At 69.0% G+C, this 17,379-nt stretch carries 14 protein-coding genes; 8 read left to right on the forward strand and 6 right to left on the reverse strand.

What is annotated here, in order from left to right; translation table 11 throughout:
• Positions 1 to 5: 5 nt before the first annotated feature.
• Positions 6 to 1,136, reverse strand: coding sequence for a DUF4192 domain-containing protein (locus ACWEWT_RS09885; protein WP_452557927.1), 1,131 nt, complete (start codon positions 1,134 to 1,136; stop codon positions 6 to 8).
• Between the two features lie 667 nt (positions 1,137 to 1,803).
• On the opposite strand from ACWEWT_RS09885, the gene ACWEWT_RS09890 reads away from it, so the two are divergent.
• The 3 genes from ACWEWT_RS09890 (at position 1,804) to speD (ending at position 5,754) form a co-directional block, all read left to right on the forward strand.
• Entirely contained in the window at positions 1,804 to 2,742 is a 939-nt protein-coding gene (locus ACWEWT_RS09890; RefSeq protein ID WP_452557928.1) for a PAC2 family protein, read from the forward strand.
• A 73-nt stretch (positions 2,743 to 2,815) separates the two neighbouring features.
• The gene (locus ACWEWT_RS09895; RefSeq protein ID WP_452557929.1) at positions 2,816 to 5,314 is read left to right on the forward strand and encodes a DEAD/DEAH box helicase; all 2,499 of its coding nucleotides are present in this window, start codon (positions 2,816 to 2,818) and stop codon (positions 5,312 to 5,314) included.
• A gap of 35 nt (positions 5,315 to 5,349) precedes the next feature.
• On the forward strand, positions 5,350 to 5,754 hold the full coding sequence (gene speD, locus ACWEWT_RS09900; RefSeq protein WP_452557930.1) for an adenosylmethionine decarboxylase: 405 nt from the start codon (positions 5,350 to 5,352) through the stop codon (positions 5,752 to 5,754).
• Here speD and ACWEWT_RS09905 read toward each other — a convergent pair.
• Positions 5,736 to 6,377, reverse strand: coding sequence for a DUF5134 domain-containing protein (locus tag ACWEWT_RS09905; RefSeq protein WP_452557931.1), 642 nt, complete (start codon positions 6,375 to 6,377; stop codon positions 5,736 to 5,738). The two genes, speD and ACWEWT_RS09905, sit on opposite strands and share 19 nt — an antisense overlap.
• 166 nt (positions 6,378 to 6,543) lie before the next feature.
• Here ACWEWT_RS09905 and hrpA point away from each other — a divergent pair, with 166 nt between their 5' ends.
• Positions 6,544 to 10,728: an ATP-dependent RNA helicase HrpA gene (hrpA, locus tag ACWEWT_RS09910; protein ID WP_452557932.1), complete on the forward strand. Its 4,185-nt coding sequence runs from the start codon at positions 6,544 to 6,546 to the stop codon at positions 10,726 to 10,728.
• Between the two features lie 10 nt (positions 10,729 to 10,738).
• Here the strand turns inward: hrpA and nrdR are convergent, their stop codons facing one another.
• A complete protein-coding gene (gene nrdR / locus ACWEWT_RS09915; protein ID WP_452557933.1) occupies positions 10,739 to 11,206 on the reverse strand; it encodes a transcriptional regulator NrdR in 468 nt (155 codons plus the stop codon).
• A gap of 203 nt (positions 11,207 to 11,409) precedes the next feature.
• Positions 11,410 to 11,868 carry a hypothetical protein gene (locus ACWEWT_RS09920; RefSeq protein WP_452557934.1) on the reverse strand — a complete coding sequence of 153 codons (459 nt, stop codon included), beginning with the start codon at positions 11,866 to 11,868 and terminating at the stop codon, positions 11,410 to 11,412.
• A gap of 257 nt (positions 11,869 to 12,125) precedes the next feature.
• Here ACWEWT_RS09920 and lexA point away from each other — a divergent pair, with 257 nt between their 5' ends.
• Both lexA and ACWEWT_RS09930 read left to right on the forward strand, forming a co-directional pair.
• Complete coding sequence (gene lexA, locus ACWEWT_RS09925) at positions 12,126 to 12,860, forward strand: transcriptional repressor LexA (RefSeq protein ID WP_452557935.1); 735 nt, start codon at positions 12,126 to 12,128, stop codon at positions 12,858 to 12,860.
• 73 nt (positions 12,861 to 12,933) lie between these two features.
• The gene (locus tag ACWEWT_RS09930) at positions 12,934 to 13,617 is read left to right on the forward strand and encodes a histone deacetylase (RefSeq protein WP_452557936.1); all 684 of its coding nucleotides are present in this window, start codon (positions 12,934 to 12,936) and stop codon (positions 13,615 to 13,617) included.
• 79 nt (positions 13,618 to 13,696) lie between these two features.
• Here the strand turns inward: ACWEWT_RS09930 and ACWEWT_RS09935 are convergent, their stop codons facing one another.
• The gene (locus ACWEWT_RS09935; protein ID WP_452557937.1) at positions 13,697 to 14,569 is read right to left on the reverse strand and encodes a helix-turn-helix domain-containing protein; all 873 of its coding nucleotides are present in this window, start codon (positions 14,567 to 14,569) and stop codon (positions 13,697 to 13,699) included.
• Between the two features lie 103 nt (positions 14,570 to 14,672).
• On the opposite strand from ACWEWT_RS09935, the gene ACWEWT_RS09940 reads away from it, so the two are divergent.
• On the forward strand, positions 14,673 to 15,464 hold the full coding sequence (locus ACWEWT_RS09940) for an SDR family oxidoreductase (protein ID WP_452557938.1): 792 nt from the start codon (positions 14,673 to 14,675) through the stop codon (positions 15,462 to 15,464).
• A 10-nt stretch (positions 15,465 to 15,474) separates the two neighbouring features.
• On the forward strand, positions 15,475 to 16,554 hold the full coding sequence (locus ACWEWT_RS09945; protein ID WP_452557939.1) for an NAD(P)H-dependent amine dehydrogenase family protein: 1,080 nt from the start codon (positions 15,475 to 15,477) through the stop codon (positions 16,552 to 16,554).
• Between the two features lie 44 nt (positions 16,555 to 16,598).
• Here the strand turns inward: ACWEWT_RS09945 and ACWEWT_RS09950 are convergent, their stop codons facing one another.
• Entirely contained in the window at positions 16,599 to 17,246 is a 648-nt protein-coding gene (locus ACWEWT_RS09950; RefSeq protein ID WP_452557940.1) for a hypothetical protein, read from the reverse strand.
• Positions 17,247 to 17,379: the final 133 nt, after the last annotated feature.

Below are 17,379 nucleotides of genomic sequence, written 5' to 3' on the forward strand. Positions count from 1 at the left end.
GGGCCTCACCATGCCCCGGTGAGATCGACACCGAGTGCCGCGGCGGCGTCCCGGTCGCATCGGGCCAGATCGCGTAGGCGTTCGGGCCGCATGCCCGCCTCCAGCGCGGTGTGCAGTAGTGCGGCCATGGAGTGGTGCGGATCGGAATCCAGCGCGATGTCCAGGGCGATCCCGGCGAAGGGGCCGTCGCCCCGGACGTAGGCGAAGAACCCCAGCAGGGTCGCCGCCTCGGCTCTGTCGGCGCCGTCCAGCGCGCGGGTCAGGCGCGCCAGCAGACCTTCGGTGGCTTCGGCATGCGCTGTATCGGCCACCGCGAACACCGAGTCGCGGATCTCCCGGTCGCGCAGAGCCACCGCGATCTGGGCCAGCTCCCGCGACCCCAGTCCCGCACCCGATTCGGCGTTCGCGATCAACCAGAGCACCGTGATCAGTTCGCCGCGCAGGTAACCGGCCGGATCACCATTCCGTGCGGCGGCCACGTACCGGTCCTTGGCGCGATCGCGGGCGCCGGCCAGTTCGCCCGAAACCTGTGCGCGCAGGGCATGGTCCGGCGCGACCAAACCGGTCAGTTCTTCTCTGCTGTGGCGAATGGGCCGGCCCTCCAGGACCCGGCCCAGGGTCACCGTCGAAGCCACCGGATCGGAGATCCGCCCGTGGCGCGGCGGGCCGGTGACACTCCACCACGTCCCGCCGGCCGCTATCGAACGCGCCGCCCACGCACCACGCACCGGTACGGCGCGCGCCGCCAACTGCTTCTCCAGTTCGGCCAGAACCGGAACCCGTTGCCGCAGAGCCTGTTCGCCGTCTTTCTGCTGATCGTCCACCAGCACTACGAGCACACCCACCACTCCCGGTCTGGCACAGACACGGGTGGCCGCGGCGGCCACCGTCTCGGTATCGGAAGGGGAACCGGTATCCGGATGCCGGAGATCGAAACGCACGACGAGATCGATGACCGCGCTCTCCGCGGTCGGTGCCGCGCACAGGACAGCCAGCACCAGTGAACGCTCCGGCCGGAAACCGAGCATGGCCGGGATCGCCGCGAGTAGATCTCCCGGATCGTCGAGCCGGGCGGGCCCCGGATGGAGAAGGTGGTCGTATCCGTCGCCGGGGTGTTCGGTGCACCGAACGCGCACGGCCGCCGTGCGACCGTAGATTTGCGCGTACGTATGACGCGAACCCGGATCCGGCACCGCTCCCGATACCCGGGTGGCCGGAACGGAGCGCGCCAGTGCCCTCGCCGTGGGGCACCGCGCAGGATGACCTTCCGGTGTGCCGGAGGCAGTTTTCGGGCGGTGACGGCCACCGGACGCGCACTGCGATGACCGGGCGGCGGGAACAGCGGGACGGGAGGACGATGCGGCGGGAGTCATGGTTCGAGCATGCGGCACGGTGTACCGCCCGATCCGGCCGTGACCTGGACAGATACCCGCGCCGAAGAGGTCTGTGGACAACTCGTCGCCTGTGGACAACTCCGGGCTCACGGCGATCCGCAGCCGCGGATTCACCGATCGCGGGTTGCCGCGACGAAAATCGGGTACATCCGCCGACAGAGTGTGCCAGACTCCCCGGTGCGTCCACCGGCCACACGACCACACCGACCTCCGTCCCACACCCCGCCGGGACCGGGGAATTCCGCGGCCGTGGCCGCTGTTGTCAGCACTGAGAGCCGGTATACGGCCGGGTGTGGCCGGATATCTGCATGGGGGACAATGGACGGCGATTCGCGGCTCGCGGCGCGGCAGCGGATACGGCAGTGATGCTCGACCCGCCCGCCACGGATCGCGCAGGAAGGAGTACGCGATGGACTACGAGTCGCGAATGTACGAACTGGAGTTCCCCGCTCCGCAGCTGTCGTCCGACGACGGTTCGGGGCCGGTCCTGGTGCACGGTCTGGAGGGTTATTCCGACGCGGGTCACGCGGTCCGGCTGGCCACCACCCATCTGCGGGAGAGCTTGGAAGGCGAACTCGTCGCCTCGTTCGACGTGGACGAACTGCTCGACTATCGGTCGCGGCGCCCCCTGATGACCTTCAAGACCGACCATTTCTCCGATTACGCCGAGCCGGAGCTGAACCTGTGGGCCCTGCGCGATACCGCGGGCACCCCGTTCCTGCTGCTCGCCGGTATGGAACCGGATCTGCGCTGGGAGAAGTTCACCACCGCGGTGCGGTTGCTGGCCGATCAGCTCGGGGTACGCCGCAGTATCGGCCTGAGTGCCATCCCCATGGCGGTACCGCATACCCGGCCGCTGGGGCTCACCGCGCATTCGTCCAACCGCGATCTGATCCCGGAGAACCAGCGCTGGCCGGGCGAACTGCAGGTGCCGGCCAGCGCCGCCACGCTGCTCGAATACCGGATGGCTCAGCACGGCCACGAATCGCTGGGCTTCTCCGTGCACGTACCGCACTATCTGGCGCAGACCTCCTATCCGGAGGCCGCGCAGACCCTGCTCGAGCATGTCGGTGAGAACACCGGCCTCGAGATTCCGCTCGCCGCGCTGGGCGAGGCCGCGGCCCGGGTACGCGAACAGGTCAATGAACATATCGCCGGGAACTCCGAGGTGGAGACGGTGGTGCATGCGCTGGAACGCCAGTACGACACCTTCGTCGGTGCGCAGGAGCGGCAGTCCAGCCTCTTGGTCGGCGAGGGCGAACTGCCCAGTGGCGACGAACTGGGCGCCGAATTCGAACGCTTCCTCGCCGAGCAGGGTGGCTACGGCGACGACGACGAACGCGGCTAGTCACGCCGGATGAGGACCGGCACGCGGCCACCGTGCCGGTACCGAACGCACGGCAGCCCGTAGGGTGTCCCGGGTGGATCTGACCGAACTGCTCGAGATACCGGGGACCGACGCCGACGCACTGTACGAGTCGTTCGCGATATGGGCCGCCGAGCAGGGCACGGCACTGTATCCCGCTCAGGACGAGGCCGTGATGGAGCTGGCCGCCGGCTCCCATGTCATTCTCGCCACCCCGACGGGTTCGGGTAAATCATTGGTCGCTGTCGGCGCGCATCTGTTCGCCCTGACCCAGGGTCTGCGCAGTTATTACACCGCGCCGATCAAGGCGCTGGTGAGCGAGAAGTTCTTCGCACTGTGCGAGATCTTCGGTGCCGAGCGGGTCGGTATGGTCACCGGGGACGCGGCCGTGAACCCGACCGCTCCCATCATCTGCGCGACCGCCGAGATCCTCGCCAACCTCGCCCTTCGGGAAGGCCCGGACGCGGAGATCGGGCAGGTGGTGATGGACGAGTTCCATTTCTACGCCGATCCCGACCGCGGCTGGGCCTGGCAGGTGCCACTGCTCGAACTACCCCGCGCCCAGTTCCTCCTCATGTCCGCCACGCTCGGCGAAGTGGATTTCTTCGCCGCCGATCTGGAGCGCCGCACCGGCCGCAGCACCGCCGTGGTCGCGGGTACCGAGCGCCCGGTTCCGCTGCACTTCTCCTACGCGCGCACTCCGATCACCGAAACGCTGACCGAACTGGTAACCACCCACCAGGCACCGGTGTATGTCGTCCATTTCACGCAGGCCGCGGCCCTGGAACGGGCCCAGGCGCTGACCAGTGCGAACTTCGCGAGTCGTGCCGAGAAGGACGCGATCGCCGAGGCATTGGGCGAATTCCGTTTCTCCTCGGGTTTCGGCCGGACCCTGTCGCGGCTGATCCGGCACGGAATCGGGGTCCATCATGCGGGCATGCTGCCCAAATATCGTCGGCTGGTGGAACGCCTCGCCCAGGACGGACTGCTCAAAGTCGTCTGCGGGACCGATACGCTGGGGGTCGGCATCAATGTTCCGATCCGCACCGTATTGCTGACCGGCCTCACCAAATTCGACGGTGTCCGTACCCGTCGGCTCAAAGCGCGGGAATTCCACCAGATCGCGGGCCGGGCCGGGCGGGCCGGTTTCGACACCATGGGCACAGTGGTGGTACAGGCGCCCGAGCACGAGGTCGAGAACACCCGGCTGCTCGCCAAAGCCGGTAACGACCCCAAGAAGATGCGGAAGGTGCAGCGGCGCAAACCGCCCGAGGGTTTCGTCTCGTGGAGCGAGGAGACGTTCGATCGGTTGGTCGCGGCGGCGCCCGAGCCGATGGTGTCGCGTTTCGCGGTGACCAACGCGATGCTGCTGAACGTGATCGCGCGCCCGGGCAACTGCTTCCAGGCGATGCGGCATCTGCTCGAGGACAACCACGAACCGCGGCCGGCCCAGCGGCGCCATATTCTGCGGGCCGTCCGGTTGTACCGGGCCCTACGGGACGCGGGCGTGGTCCAGCAGCTTCCCGAACCCGACGAGCAGGGACGCTATGCGCGGCTCACCGTGGACCTGCAGCGGGATTTCGCGCTGGATCAGCCGCTGTCGCCGTTCGCACTCGCCGCGTTCGAACTGCTCGACAATGCGTCGCCGGGCTACGCGCTCGATATGGTGTCGCTGGTCGAGGCCACCCTCGAGGATCCCCGGCAGCTGCTGATGGCCCAGCAGCACAAGGCCCGCGGGGAGGCCGTGGCCGAGATGAAGGCCGAAGGGATCGAATACGACGAGCGGATGGAACTGCTCGAGGACATCACCTGGCCGAAACCGCTCGCGGAGCTGATCGAAGGCGCCTACGAGACCTACCGGGCCGGGCACCCGTGGCTGTCGGAGTTCGCGCCCTCGCCGAAATCGGTGGTCCGCGACATGGTCGAACGGGCGATGACCTTCACCGAACTGATCTCCTACTACGAACTCGCCCGCTCCGAAGGGGTGGTGCTGCGCTATCTCGCCGACGCCTACCGCGCGTTGCGCCGCACGATCCCCGACGCGGCGCGCACCGAGGAACTCGACGATCTCACCGAATGGCTGGGCGAACTCGTGCGGCAGGTGGATTCCAGCCTGCTCGACGAATGGGAACAACTGACCGGTGCGGGCGCGGAGACCGACGCCGAGCAGATCGCGTTCGGCGGCGAGAGCGTACGACCGGTCACCGCCAACGAACGGGCTTTCCGGGTGATGGTGCGCAATGCCGTGTTCCGCCGGGTCGAACTCGCGTCGAGACAACGCTGGGACGAACTGACGGAGCTGTCTCCGGGCCCGGACTGGGCGGCCGACCTCGCCCCGTATTTCGCCGAGTACGACAGTATCGGCACCGGTCCCGATGCCCGTGGACCACAGCTGTTCCGGGTGGAGATACGACCCGGTTTCTGGCAGGTGCGCCAGGTTCTCGACGATCCGGCGGGCGATCACGGCTGGGCGCTGCTCGCGACCGTCGATCTGGCCGAATCCGATGCGGCCGGCGATGTGGTGTTCGACGAGGTCACGGTGGTATCGGGTTGATCGCCGGCACCGGATTCGAGTGAGGTGGCGAATTGGTGGCGGCGGAATTCACCGGCCGGCATGTGCTGGCCGAGTTCGGCGGGGTCGAACGTACCCTCTGCGACGATCTCGGCGCGCTGGAGAGGGCGTTGCGGTACGCGCTGACCGCCGCGGGTGTGACAGTCTGCGAGATGGTCGGCAAACAGTTCGAGCCGCACGGGGTGACCGTCCTGGCGCTGCTGGCCGAATCTCATGCTTCGCTGCACACCTATCCGGAATCCGGTGACATCTTCGTCGATGTGTTCACCTGCGGTACCGCGGCGGACAGCGCCGGCCGGGTGGCCGATCTACTGCGCGCCGCGCTCGCACCCGAACATGTGCGGATCTCGACCGTGTTGCGTGGCCGGGCCGCGGCCGGCGCCCCGCCGGAGACCTTTCCTGGTCATGCGACCAGCATATAGACCATGCCGAGGTCCATGATCACATGCGGCAGCACCGAGGAGGACAGTCCGCGTCCCGCTTCCGGCGCGACAGGATGGGCGGCCCACCAGTGCGCCCGGCCGCGGCGCGCGGATACGACCACCACAGCCGCGTCCACCAGGAACAGGGCCGCGAATACGAGTGCCGGTCCGCCCCCGTGACCCACACCGTGCCCGGTATGCCCGGACATCGTGAACAGCATTATCGCGGCCGCGACGAGGTGGTATCCGATGGATGCCGCCCGGTACCCGCCCCGCGGACGGCTACCGCGATACCAACGCACGACTCTGTCACCGAGCAACAGCGTGAAGACCAGCGTCATGGCGAGCAGCACACCGCGCAGGGCGTGCGCGTGCACGCCGGCGGGAAAGAGCACCATCGCCAGCATGACCGCGCACATCAGCAGATGCGCCGCATCGGATTCGTGGTCACCACCGTGCCCGGTGCCACCGCGGTGCCCGGCACAACCCGCGCCACCGTACTCGCCGGTCACGAGCACCGGTTCGGCGAACATCACCCGGGCCAGCACCAGCAGGGCCGCCACTCCGAACGCCAGTGCGGCCAGGGCCCGCACACCGGGCTGGTCCAGTACGAATCCATCCATGCCGCACCGCCTTTCGCGAAAAGCGCAACCCGTCAATACTCGCACGACCGACAGCGCACCGGGAGCCCTTCGACCCGCCCGCGGAGCGCCGGGCGGGTCCGCACGGCCGTACCGGACCGGGCCGCGACCCGGCGGCGAGCCCGGTTTCGCTAGGCTGGTCGACGCAATGACCAGGACCGCAGTCACGCACCGGGAGCTTCGTACCCGGTTGGCTTCTCTCACCCTCCGCGACGAACACCGGCTGCAGCGACAGCTGGATCGAGTACGCGGCGGCGATCTCTCCCGGATCGCCTCCGATATCACGGCCGCCGAGACACGTATCGCGGCCCGCCGCGCGGCGGTCCCGGCCATCACCTATCCGGAGCAGCTGCCGGTCACCGGGCGTCGCGACGATATCGCCGCCGCCATCGCCGCCCATCAGGTCGTGGTGGTGGCCGGGGAGACCGGGTCCGGCAAAACCACCCAGATCCCGAAGATCTGCCTGGAACTGGGCCGGGGTATCCGCGGGGCGATCGGGCACACCCAGCCCCGCCGGCTCGCGGCCCGGACGGTCGCCGAGCGTATCGCCGAAGAACTGGGCACCGAACTGGGCGATACCGTAGGCTATACGGTCCGGTTCACCGATCACGCCGCCGAGCACACGCTGGTCAAACTGATGACCGATGGCATCCTGCTCGCCGAGATCCAGCGCGACCGGCTGCTACGCGCCTACGACACGATCATCATCGACGAGGCGCACGAGCGCAGTCTCAATATCGATTTCCTGCTCGGCTACCTGAAACAGCTGCTGCCCCGGCGGCCGGACCTGAAAATCGTCATCACCTCGGCCACCATCGACCCGGAACTGTTCGCCCGGCACTTCGCCGACGCCGCGGGCAACCCGGCACCGATCGTCGAGGTCTCGGGCCGTTCGTACCCGGTGGAACTCCGGTATCGGCCGCTGGTCCTCCCGGCGCCCGCGGAGGAGGACGAGGAGGAAGGCCACCGGCCGGTGGACCGGGACCCGGTCGATGCGATCTGCGCCGCGGTCACCGAACTGTTCGCCGAGGGCGACGGCGATGTGCTGGTATTCCTGTCCGGCGAGCGGGAGATCCGGGATACGGCCGACGCGCTCGCTGATCTGAAGATGCCCCGGACCGAGATCCTGCCGCTCTACGCGCGTCTGTCCGCGGCCGAACAGCATCGGGTGTTCGCCCCGCACACCGGCCGACGGGTAGTGCTGGCGACCAATGTGGCCGAGACCTCGCTCACGGTCCCGGGTATCCGCTACGTCGTGGACCCGGGAACCGCGCGGATCTCGCGCTATTCCATGCGCACCAAAGTGCAGCGGCTACCCATCGAACCGATCTCGCAGGCCTCGGCCCGGCAGCGGGCCGGACGCTGCGGCCGCGTCGCCGACGGGATCTGTATCCGCCTGTACTCCGAGGACGATTTCGAATCCCGGCCGGCGTTCACCGATCCGGAGATCCTGCGCACCAATCTCGCCGCGGTCATCCTGCAGATGACCGCGCTCGGGCTCGGCGAGATGGAACGGTTCCCGTTCGTGGAGGCTCCCGACAACCGCGCGGTACGCGACGGGGTCGCGCTGCTGGAGGAACTGGGCGCTCTCGCCCGCCGAGTCCCGGAGAAAGGCGCACCCCGGGACACGCCCGCACCGGCCGCCGAAGCGGAACAGAGCACGCCGGTGCCGGATTCCGCGGAACACGCCGAACCGGCCTCGGACGGCGGGAAGCGCCGCGCGGCCGCGCCGGGTCCCACCCTCACTCCGACGGGCCGGGAGATGGCTCGCCTCCCGGTGGATCCGCGGATGGGGCGGATGCTGGTCGAGGCCCATCGCAACGGCTGCCTCGCCGAAATGCTGGTGATCGTGGCCGCGCTGTCGATTCAGGACGTCCGGGAGCGGCCGGCCGATCAGCAGCAGGCCGCCGATGCGAAACATGCCCGGTTCCTCGTACCGAATTCGGATTTCCTGGCATACCTACGACTGTGGGAATACCTCACCGGGCAGCGGCGGGCATTGTCGGCCAACCGGTTCCGGCGGATGTGCCGCGAGGAATTCCTGCACTATCTGCGGATCCGGGAGTGGCAGGATCTCTACGGCCAACTGCGCACCATCACCAAGGGTATGGGCTGGTCGCTGCACGAGGTGAACGCGGAAGCGCAGGACGACCATGCCGGACGGTCCGAGCCCGGCTCACGGCGCCGTGGCCGACCGAAATCGGAACGGGCGGCCGGACGGCACACCACGGGGCCACCCGCGCCCCGGCCGGTCGAGGAGATGAGCCCGGATACCGATCCGTGGGACGGGACGGCCATCCACCAGGCCTTGCTATCGGGAATGCTCTCCCATATCGGGGTCCGGGAGGCGGAAGCCCGTGAGTTCCTGGGTGCCCGCAACGCCAAGTTCATGATCTTCCCGGGGTCGGCACTGGCCAAGAAGCCTCCGCGGTGGGTGATGGCGGCCGAATTGGTGGAAACCTCACGGCTGTGGGGCCGAATCGCCGCCCGCGTCGAACCCGAATGGGCCGAACGGCTCGCCGGCGATCTGGTGAAGCGCATCTACTCCGAACCGCACTGGTCGGCCAAACGCGGTGCCGCCCGTGCCTACGAACGGGTCACGCTCTACGGTGTCCCGCTGGTGACCGGACGCCCGGTCGACTACGGCCGTATCGACCCGGGGGTCTCGCGCGAACTGTTCCTGCGGCACGCCCTGGTCCAGGGTGAATGGCAGACCCGGCACGAGTTCTTCCAGCGCAATCGCGCATTGATCGACGATATCGCCGATCTCGAACACCGGGCGCGGCGCCGCGACATCCTCGTCGACGACGAGGTGCTGTTCGAGTTCTACGACCGCCGGGTGCCGGCCGATATCGTCTCGGTCCGGCATTTCGACAGCTGGTGGAAGACCGCCGCCCGGCAGGACCCGCACCAGCTCGATTTCACGACCGATACGGTGGTCAACGACACCGCGAAGCGGCTGGACCCCACGGATTTCCCGGACGCCTGGCGGCAAGGCGAATTGTCCTTCCCGCTGACCTACCAGTTCGAACCGGGGCAGGCCGACGACGGTGTGACCGTGCGGATTCCGGTGGCCCAGCTGGCGCATGTGCGGGCGGTCGGCTTCGACTGGCTGGTCCCCGGGATGCGCGCCGAACTGGCCGCGGCACTGATCAAAACGCTGCCCAAACAGTTGCGGCGCACGGTCGTGCCCGCACCGGATTTCGCGGCCGCCGCACTGCGTGTCCTCACGCCGCGCGCCGAACCGCTGCGGACCGGACTGGCCCGGGAACTCACCCGGCTCGCCGCCACGCCGATCACCCCGGCCGATCTCGATCCGGCCGCCCTCCCCGAACACCTGCGGATGACCTTCGCCGCCACCGATACCGACGGCCGGGTGCTGGCCACCAGCAAGAGCCTGGCGCAGCTGCGGACCCGCTTGGCCGATCAGGTCTCGGCATCGGTGGCCGCCGCCACCGCGAACGCCGAACGCGCACCGGCCGCGGTATGGACCTCGGAATCGCTGGGCACCCTGGACGCCACGGTGCGCAGCGAGGTCGGCGGACAGACCGTCACCGGCTATCCGGCGCTGGTACCGGAGGCCGAGGGAATCGCGGTGCGAGTGCTCAAATCGCCCGGCGAACAGGCAGCGGCCATGCGGGCGGGAACCCGGGCGCTGATCCTCAATGCGATCCCCACCTCGGTGCGTGCTGCCACGGCCGGTCTGTCTCCGGCCGACCGGCTGGTGCTGAGCCAGAACCCCTATGGTTCGGTCGACGCGCTGATCGAGGACTGCCGCGCCGCGGCGGCCGACCAACTCGTCGCCGCCGCCGGAGGCCCCGTCCGCGACCCCGACCGCTTCGAACGGCTCCTCTCGGCGCTGCGACCGAAGTTCAACGACGTGGTCGTCCGGATCATCCGGCTGGTCGTGCCGGTCCTGGCCGAGGCGCACGAGGTGTCCACAGCGCTGGCCGGGGTCCGGGAATCCGATATCGCCGACGATGTGCGGGATCAGCTGGCGGAACTGCTGTTCGACGGGTTCGTCTCCGAATGGGGCCCGGCCCGGCTGCGCGAACTGCCCCGATACCTGCGGGCGGCCGAGGCCCGCCTCGCGGCGCTTCCGGGATCGGCGATGCGCGATCGTCAGTCCATGACAGAAGTGGACACCGCACTGGCCGCCTACGACCGGCTACTGGACCGGCTACCGGAGGGGCGGCGGCGGGCGCCCGATATCACCGAGCTCTGGTGGATGATCCAGGAGTTGCGGGTGAGTCTGTTCGCCCAGAAGGTGGGCACACCGTATCCGGTCTCGACGAAGCGGATCCAGAAAGCGATCGCGGCTGTACGCCGCTGACCGCGCCAGCTCAGTCCCCGGCGCCGACCGCCGCCCGGGCCTGCCGCATATCCTGGATCTCGCGTTCGAAATCCGCGGCGGAGGTGAAGGATCGATAGACCGAGGCGAAACGCAGGTACGCCACCTCGTCCAGTTCGCGTAGCGGCCCGAGAATCGCCAGGCCGACCTCATGACTCGGTACTTCCGGTGACCCCTTCGCCCGCACCGCGTCCTCGACCTGCTGAGCCAGCAGGTTCAGAGCGTCGTCGTCGACCTCGCGGCCCTGGCAGGCGCGGCGTACACCGCGGATCACCTTCTCGCGGCTGAACGGCTCGGTGACCCCGCTCCGTTTGACCACGGACAGAATCGCCGTCTCCACAGTGGTGAAACGGCGGCCGCATTCCGGGCAGGAGCGTCTGCGGCGAATGGCGGCGCCCTCGTCGGCCAGTCGCGAGTCGACGACCCGGGAGTCGGGGTGTCGGCAGTACGGGCAGTGCATCCGGGGTCCTTCGTCGCTGCGAACGCTCGCGGCCGAACCGGCGCCGGTCGCAGGTCCGGCGAGCGCGGGTACCGGGCCGGTGCCCGGATACGGGTGGGCCGGTCACGCGCACCGGCTCGAGTGCATAACACACCGAGGATACCGGTACGGGGTGTGTCTTGGTTGCGCTCACCCCTGGCCCGGACAAGCGCGGCGCCGTCACGCTACCGCGATCCGGGAGCGCCGGCACCCGGACCGGGTACGGCGGCGCCCGGTATTCCGGGCGGCACCGGCTGCGGCGACGGATCGGGGGTCCGGAGATGAGCCAGGGCGAGGAAGGCGACCACCACGGTCGCGCTGATCAGTGCCGTCAGGGCGGTCGCGGCGTAGCCGGCGCGGGCCCGCTCGACCAGTTCGCCGGGCCGGGGCGGCCGGTGTTGTGGCCGGACCGCCGGACCCCGGCGCACCACCGGCCGGGCGGTCGGGCGGTGACCGCCCGACCGGTCCCGGTACGCCGTGGTGGCGCAGGGACCGGGCGGGCGGCCCCACGTGCCCGGACCCGGCAACCCGCCCTCGTCCGGGACGGTCGTTCCGGTCGCCCCCGGCGGGACCGGACCGGGCCGTACCCGGGCGGTGGCGTCTTCCCGCGTGCCGGTGCCGGTCACGCTGATCGCGGTGTTCATCGGATAGACCTCCGTGCTGGTCGCTCGCGGAACCATATGCGGTATTCGATCAAATGTTCGACGAACTGATGTTCGATTTCTACCACGCGAGAGGGATAATGTCAGTAGCAACACCGGACATGCCTCGAACAGATGTTTGATAGATCCGGGTGCGCCGACTAGATTCACTGCACGACATCAAACTTCGGGCGCAGCCGGTCCGGGCCGTCTGCCGGGACGGCGGCCACCGGGCCGGAGACCGACGAGAAAGGGCGGTTGTGGTGAGCCAATCAGACGACACGGGTGACGGGGCCGGCCCCGGCACCGAACCGGGGGCGACCGGTGTGGATCTCACCGTGCGTCAACGCAAGGTGCTCGAGGTCATCCGTTCCTCGGTGAGCCTGCGCGGCTATCCGCCCAGCATCCGTGAGATCGGCGACGCGGTCGGCCTGAACTCCACCTCCTCTGTCGCGCACCAGTTGCGCACGCTGGAGCGCAAGGGGTACCTGCGGCGCGATCCCAATCGTCCGCGCGCCGTGGACGTCCGCGGCATGGACGAGGCGGTCCGCTCGGTGACCACGCTGGCCCCCGCCGATGCCGCACGGAACGCAGCCGCGGCCGATACCACCGACCAGCCGATCCCGACCTATGTACCGGTGCTCGGACGGATCGCCGCGGGCGGACCGATACTGGCCGAACAGGCGGTGGAAGACGTGTTCCCACTCCCCCGTGAACTGGTCGGCGACGGTTCGCTGTTCCTGCTGAAGGTGGTCGGCGAATCCATGGTCGATGCCGCCATCTGCGACGGCGACTTCGTGGTCGTCCGGCAGCAGAACGTGGCGGACAACGGCGATATCGTCGCGGCGATGCTGGACGGCGAGGCGACCGTGAAAACATTCAAGCGCAGCGGTAAGGATGTCTGGCTGATGCCGCACAATCCGCATTTCGAACCCATTCCGGGTAACGACGCGCGGATCCTCGGCAAAGTCGTCACCGTGATCCGCAAGATCTGAGCCGCCGGCCGGCGCGCCCCGTCGCGGGCGCGCCGGCGACCGGCTTTCCACCCGGCGCCGGAACGAGGAGCCGATGGCAGCACCCGAGATCGGCCGAATCTGGTATGCCGCCTACGGTTCGAATGCGAACCCGGCCCGGCTGTCCGGCTATCTCGACGGGAGCGGGCCCTCCGGCGCGCTGCACTCGGCGCCGGGCGTCTCACCGAGCGGATGCCGCGACCACACGCCACCGGCACGTTCCGTCGCGCTGGTTCTCCCCGGACTGCTCTATTTCGCCACCGAATCGGTGATCTGGTCCGGCGGCCGCGCCTTCTACGATCCCACCACCCCCGCCGAAACCCCGGTGCGCGCCTATCTGCTGACCCGCGCGCAGTTCAGCGATATCGCCGCCCAGGAGATGTACCGCCGGTCCGGCACCGATCTCGACCTCACCGAGGCCGTGCGCACCGGCCGGTCCCGGCTGGGCCCCGGGCGCTACGAAACCCTGGTCTGCCCCGGCACGTTCGACGGCATACCCGTCCTCACCTTCACCGCGCCCTGGCGCTGGCGGGAAATCGGCGGGAATCCACCTGCCGCCGCGTATCTGCGCCATATCGTGACCGGCCTGCGCGCGGCACACGGTTGGTCGATCGGCGAGACCGCGGGCTATCTGGCCAGTCGCCCCGGCGCGGCCGGTCACTGGACCCCGGGGCGGGTGGCCGAACTGATCCGCGAGGAAGCGGATTCGCGGATAGTGTCGCCCGATCCGGGTCGGTGAAGACTCCTGGTATCCGGAAGCACCCGAGCCGGGCTGCCCGGCGCTCACCCGAGCGGGCGGTGGCGGCACCGGCCCCGTCTCATTCGCCGGCGGTCCGTAGTGCCACCGAGATGGCGCCGGCTCCGGCACGGACGATCTCGATATAGCGCTCCCGGTCCGCGGTACCCGCCGCCGCTCGTAGCGGCCCCAATTGGAGCTCGTAGGGCACCTGGTCGCCGTGGAATACCGGCGCGGAGACATAGCTGAGCGGCAGCGCGTCCCGGGTTCCGATATCGGCCTCGGTGTACGCCCGCGAGGTCAATCGCCCGAGCTGGCGCAACGCCTCGGCGCGCAACCCGGGTTGTAACAGTTCGGCGCCGAGCGCGCCGAGTAGTTCGGTCAGTAGATCGACCAGGCCCGCGTTGTCGGTTTCGGGCCGGAACATGGCGAAGCCGTGCGCGGTGACGAAATCGAGCAGTTCCGCCGCGCCGGGCCGGCCTTTCGCCGTCGCCAGCCAGCGTCGCCGTTCGGTGGGGGTACGCCACGGCATCACCGCGGCACCGGCGGGATACACCACCGGCACCGACTGCCCGACGGACAGCCCCGGCACGATGCGCGCGCCCGCATATTGTTTGGCGACGATGGTGAGCCGGTCGTCGGAGATCCGGCTCAAGGTGGCCCCGCAGCCCGCCGCCTCGGCCAGCGCCGCCAGTTCGGCACCCACCGCGACGGCCGCACCCACGGGTTCCGCCGGTGACAGGCGAGCCAGCGCGGGTCCACGCCGGTAGGCCAGGCTCGCGTCCCGGACCACCCAGTTCGCCTCGCACAACTCGGTCAGCACCGCAGTCACCGTCGCGCGGGCCAGCGACAGGCGTTCGACGATCTCCGAAACGGTCAGCGCCCGCTCGGATTCCGCGAGCAGTTCGACCACCGACACCACCCGGCGTGTCGGCGGCGACCCGGTTGTGGCCATATCCGCTGCTCCCTTGTCGCCCGGTAGCCCGGGATCTACACTGCACCGACTATTCGTTGAAATAACGTCGAATATTCGTCACCAGCATAGTTCAGGAGGAGCCATGATTCTGGACCGGTTCCGGCTCGACGACCGGGTCGCCATCGTGACCGGCGCCGGCCGCGGGCTGGGCGCCGCCATCGCCCTCGGATTCGCCGAGGCGGGGGCCGATGTCCTGATCGCCGCCCGTACCGAAACCGAGCTCTCGGCTGTCGCCGAACAGATCCGCGCGGTGGGCCGCCGGGCTCATATCGTGGTCGCCGATCTGGCCGACCCCGCGGCCTGCGCGGCGCTGGCGGAGACCGCGGCCGCGGAGCTCGGCCGGCTCGATATCGTCGTGAACAACGTCGGCGGGGCAATGCCGACTCCGTTGCTCGACACCACCCCGGACGCCCTGACGCAGGCGTTCGATTTCAACGTCGCCAATGCCCACGCGCTGGTCCGGGCCGCCGTCCCGATCATGCTGGACACCGCCGGCGGCGGATCGATCATCAATATCACCTCGACGATGGGGCGCCTGCCCGGCCGGGCCTTCGCGGCCTACGGCACGGCGAAGGCCGCACTCGCGCACTACACCCGGCTGGCCGCCATGGATCTGTGCCCGCGGATCCGGGTCAACGCCATCGCGCCCGGCTCGATCGCGACCTCCGCTCTGGAGATCGTCGCCGCCGATGAGCGGCTGCGCGCGTCGGTGGAGCAGGCGACGCCCTTGCGCCGGATCGGGGACCCGGCCGATATCGCGGCCACCGCGCTGTTCCTGGCCGCACCGGCCGGCGGCTATCTGACGGGCAAGGTGATCGAAACCGACGGCGGTCTGATCGCCCCGAACCTCGATATCCCGATTCCCGATCTGTGAGGAGAAACCTGTGACATACCGTGTGGTGCACTGGGGCACCGGCAATGTCGGCAAGCACGCACTGGCCGGAATCATCGACGATCCTCGGCTCGAACTCATCGGCGTGCGGGTGTCGGGCAGTGCGAAGGAAGGCCGCGACGCCGGCGAACTCGCCGGGCTCGATATCCGCACCGGGATCACCGCCACCACCGATTCCGCCGCACTGCTCGCGCTGCGACCGGACTGCGTGGTGTACACCGCGATGACCGACAACCGGCTCGTCGAGGCACTCGAGGACCTGCGGACGATCCTGGCCGCCGGGATCGATATCGTCGCCAGTGCTCCCGTTTTCCTGCAGTATCCGTGGCAGGTGCTACCGCAGGACATGCTCGCCCCGATCGAAGAGGCGGCCGCGGCGGGTGGCGCCTCGCTGTTCGTCAACGGTATCGATCCCGGATTCGCCAACGATCTGCTGCCGCTCGCGCTGGCCGGTACCTGCCGGCGGGTCGACCAGCTCCGCTGTATGGAGATCCTCGACTACGCGACCTACGACAATGCCACGGTCATGTTCGACATCATGGGCTTCGGCAAACCACTCGACGAGACGCCCATGCTGCTGCAGCCGGGGGTGCTCTCGCTGGCCTGGGGTAGCGTGGTCCGCCAGCTGGCAGCCGGGCTCGGCGTGGAACTCGACGCGGTCACCGAAACCCACGAACGGATTCCCGCACCGGAGGATATCGAGATCGCCGCGGGAAAAGTCGCTGGCGGCACCACCGCGGCCATGCGCTTCGAGGTCCGTGGGATGGTGGGCGACCGGGCGGTCACGGTGCTGGAGCACATCACCCGGGTCCGGGCCGATCTGGCGCCCGAATGGCCCCAACCGGCCCAGGAAGGTGGTTCCTACCGCGTCGAACTCACCGGCGAACCGAACTACGCCATGGATCTCCGCCTGTCCAGCGATAACGGCGACCACAACCACGCCGGGCTGGTGGCGACGGCCATGCGGGTGGTCAACGCGATCCCCGCGGTGGTGGCGGCCGCACCCGGAATCCGCACGACACTGGACCTCCCGCTGATCACCGGGCCGGGCGCGCGCAGCGGACGACCCTGACCTCCGGTGGCCCGCGCTGGGCTCGACCGGATACGGCCCGGCGCTCAGCAGAAATTGATGACGGTGCCGTTGGCCACGGAGACCCGGGCCGCTTCGTAGAACAGCAGCCATGTCTCCCGCTCGCGATACAGCGGGTGCTCATCGTCCCCGTTCTCTTTGCCGATCCGTTCGATTTCGGTATCGGAGAGCTGCTCGTCGACCAAGGCGATACCGAGATACGGAGCGACATAGACGAGTTCGCGCAACAGTCCCGGACTCGATCCCACCATCCCACCGGGAATACCGAGTTCGTCGTCCGGGAAGAGTACGTCGTCGAATTCGACCGGGACGTAATACCCCTCGCAGTCGGAATGACACAGCAGATGCGAATCGAACATGTACACCAGCTCGTCGACCGACGGGTCCTCGGTCGGATCCTCCCCGTCGGCAAGGGGTTCCATCGGCCGGTCCGGGAACTGGCGGGCACGAGCGTAGGCGCGCCGGAGATAGTGGACGAAACTGTAGGGGACACTGCCGACCGGGGCCCGTTCGGTTTCCGGCCCACGGGTTTCCGGTTCGGTGTGGGCGGGCAGGCCCTCCGCGGCCAGCAGTCGACCCAGCGCGCGCAGTTGCTCCCTCAGATAATCGGCCTCTTCGGCGTCGTCGCTGTCCAATAACTCTGCGTATGCGTGGGTTCCCACGGCCAATCCCATGCGCCGGAGGCTAATACACGCCGGTGACAGAAATCGGCTCGCCCGCCGACGCCACCGCCGCGCAGCGGAGCACCGCCCGCCTTCCGACGCGATACGGGGCGGGCACCCGTGGGTGCCCGCCCCGTACGCAGGA

This window comes from Nocardia sp. NPDC003963 (assembly GCF_053605105.1).

Coding starts and splice junctions, on each gene's coding strand:
- ACWEWT_RS09940 (WP_452557938.1), top strand. CDS start 14,673: ATGATTCTGGACCGGTTCCGGCTCGACGACCGGGTCGCCATCGTGACC.
- ACWEWT_RS09930 (WP_452557936.1), top strand. CDS start 12,934: ATGGCAGCACCCGAGATCGGCCGAATCTGGTATGCCGCCTACGGTTCG.
- ACWEWT_RS09950 (WP_452557940.1), bottom strand. CDS start 17,246: ATGGGATTGGCCGTGGGAACCCACGCATACGCAGAGTTATTGGACAGC.
- hrpA (WP_452557932.1), top strand. CDS start 6,544: ATGACCAGGACCGCAGTCACGCACCGGGAGCTTCGTACCCGGTTGGCT.
- nrdR (WP_452557933.1), bottom strand. CDS start 11,206: ATGCACTGCCCGTACTGCCGACACCCCGACTCCCGGGTCGTCGACTCG.
- ACWEWT_RS09890 (WP_452557928.1), top strand. CDS start 1,804: ATGGACTACGAGTCGCGAATGTACGAACTGGAGTTCCCCGCTCCGCAG.
- ACWEWT_RS09935 (WP_452557937.1), bottom strand. CDS start 14,569: ATGGCCACAACCGGGTCGCCGCCGACACGCCGGGTGGTGTCGGTGGTC.
- ACWEWT_RS09920 (WP_452557934.1), bottom strand. CDS start 11,868: ATGAACACCGCGATCAGCGTGACCGGCACCGGCACGCGGGAAGACGCC.
- ACWEWT_RS09905 (WP_452557931.1), bottom strand. CDS start 6,377: ATGGATGGATTCGTACTGGACCAGCCCGGTGTGCGGGCCCTGGCCGCA.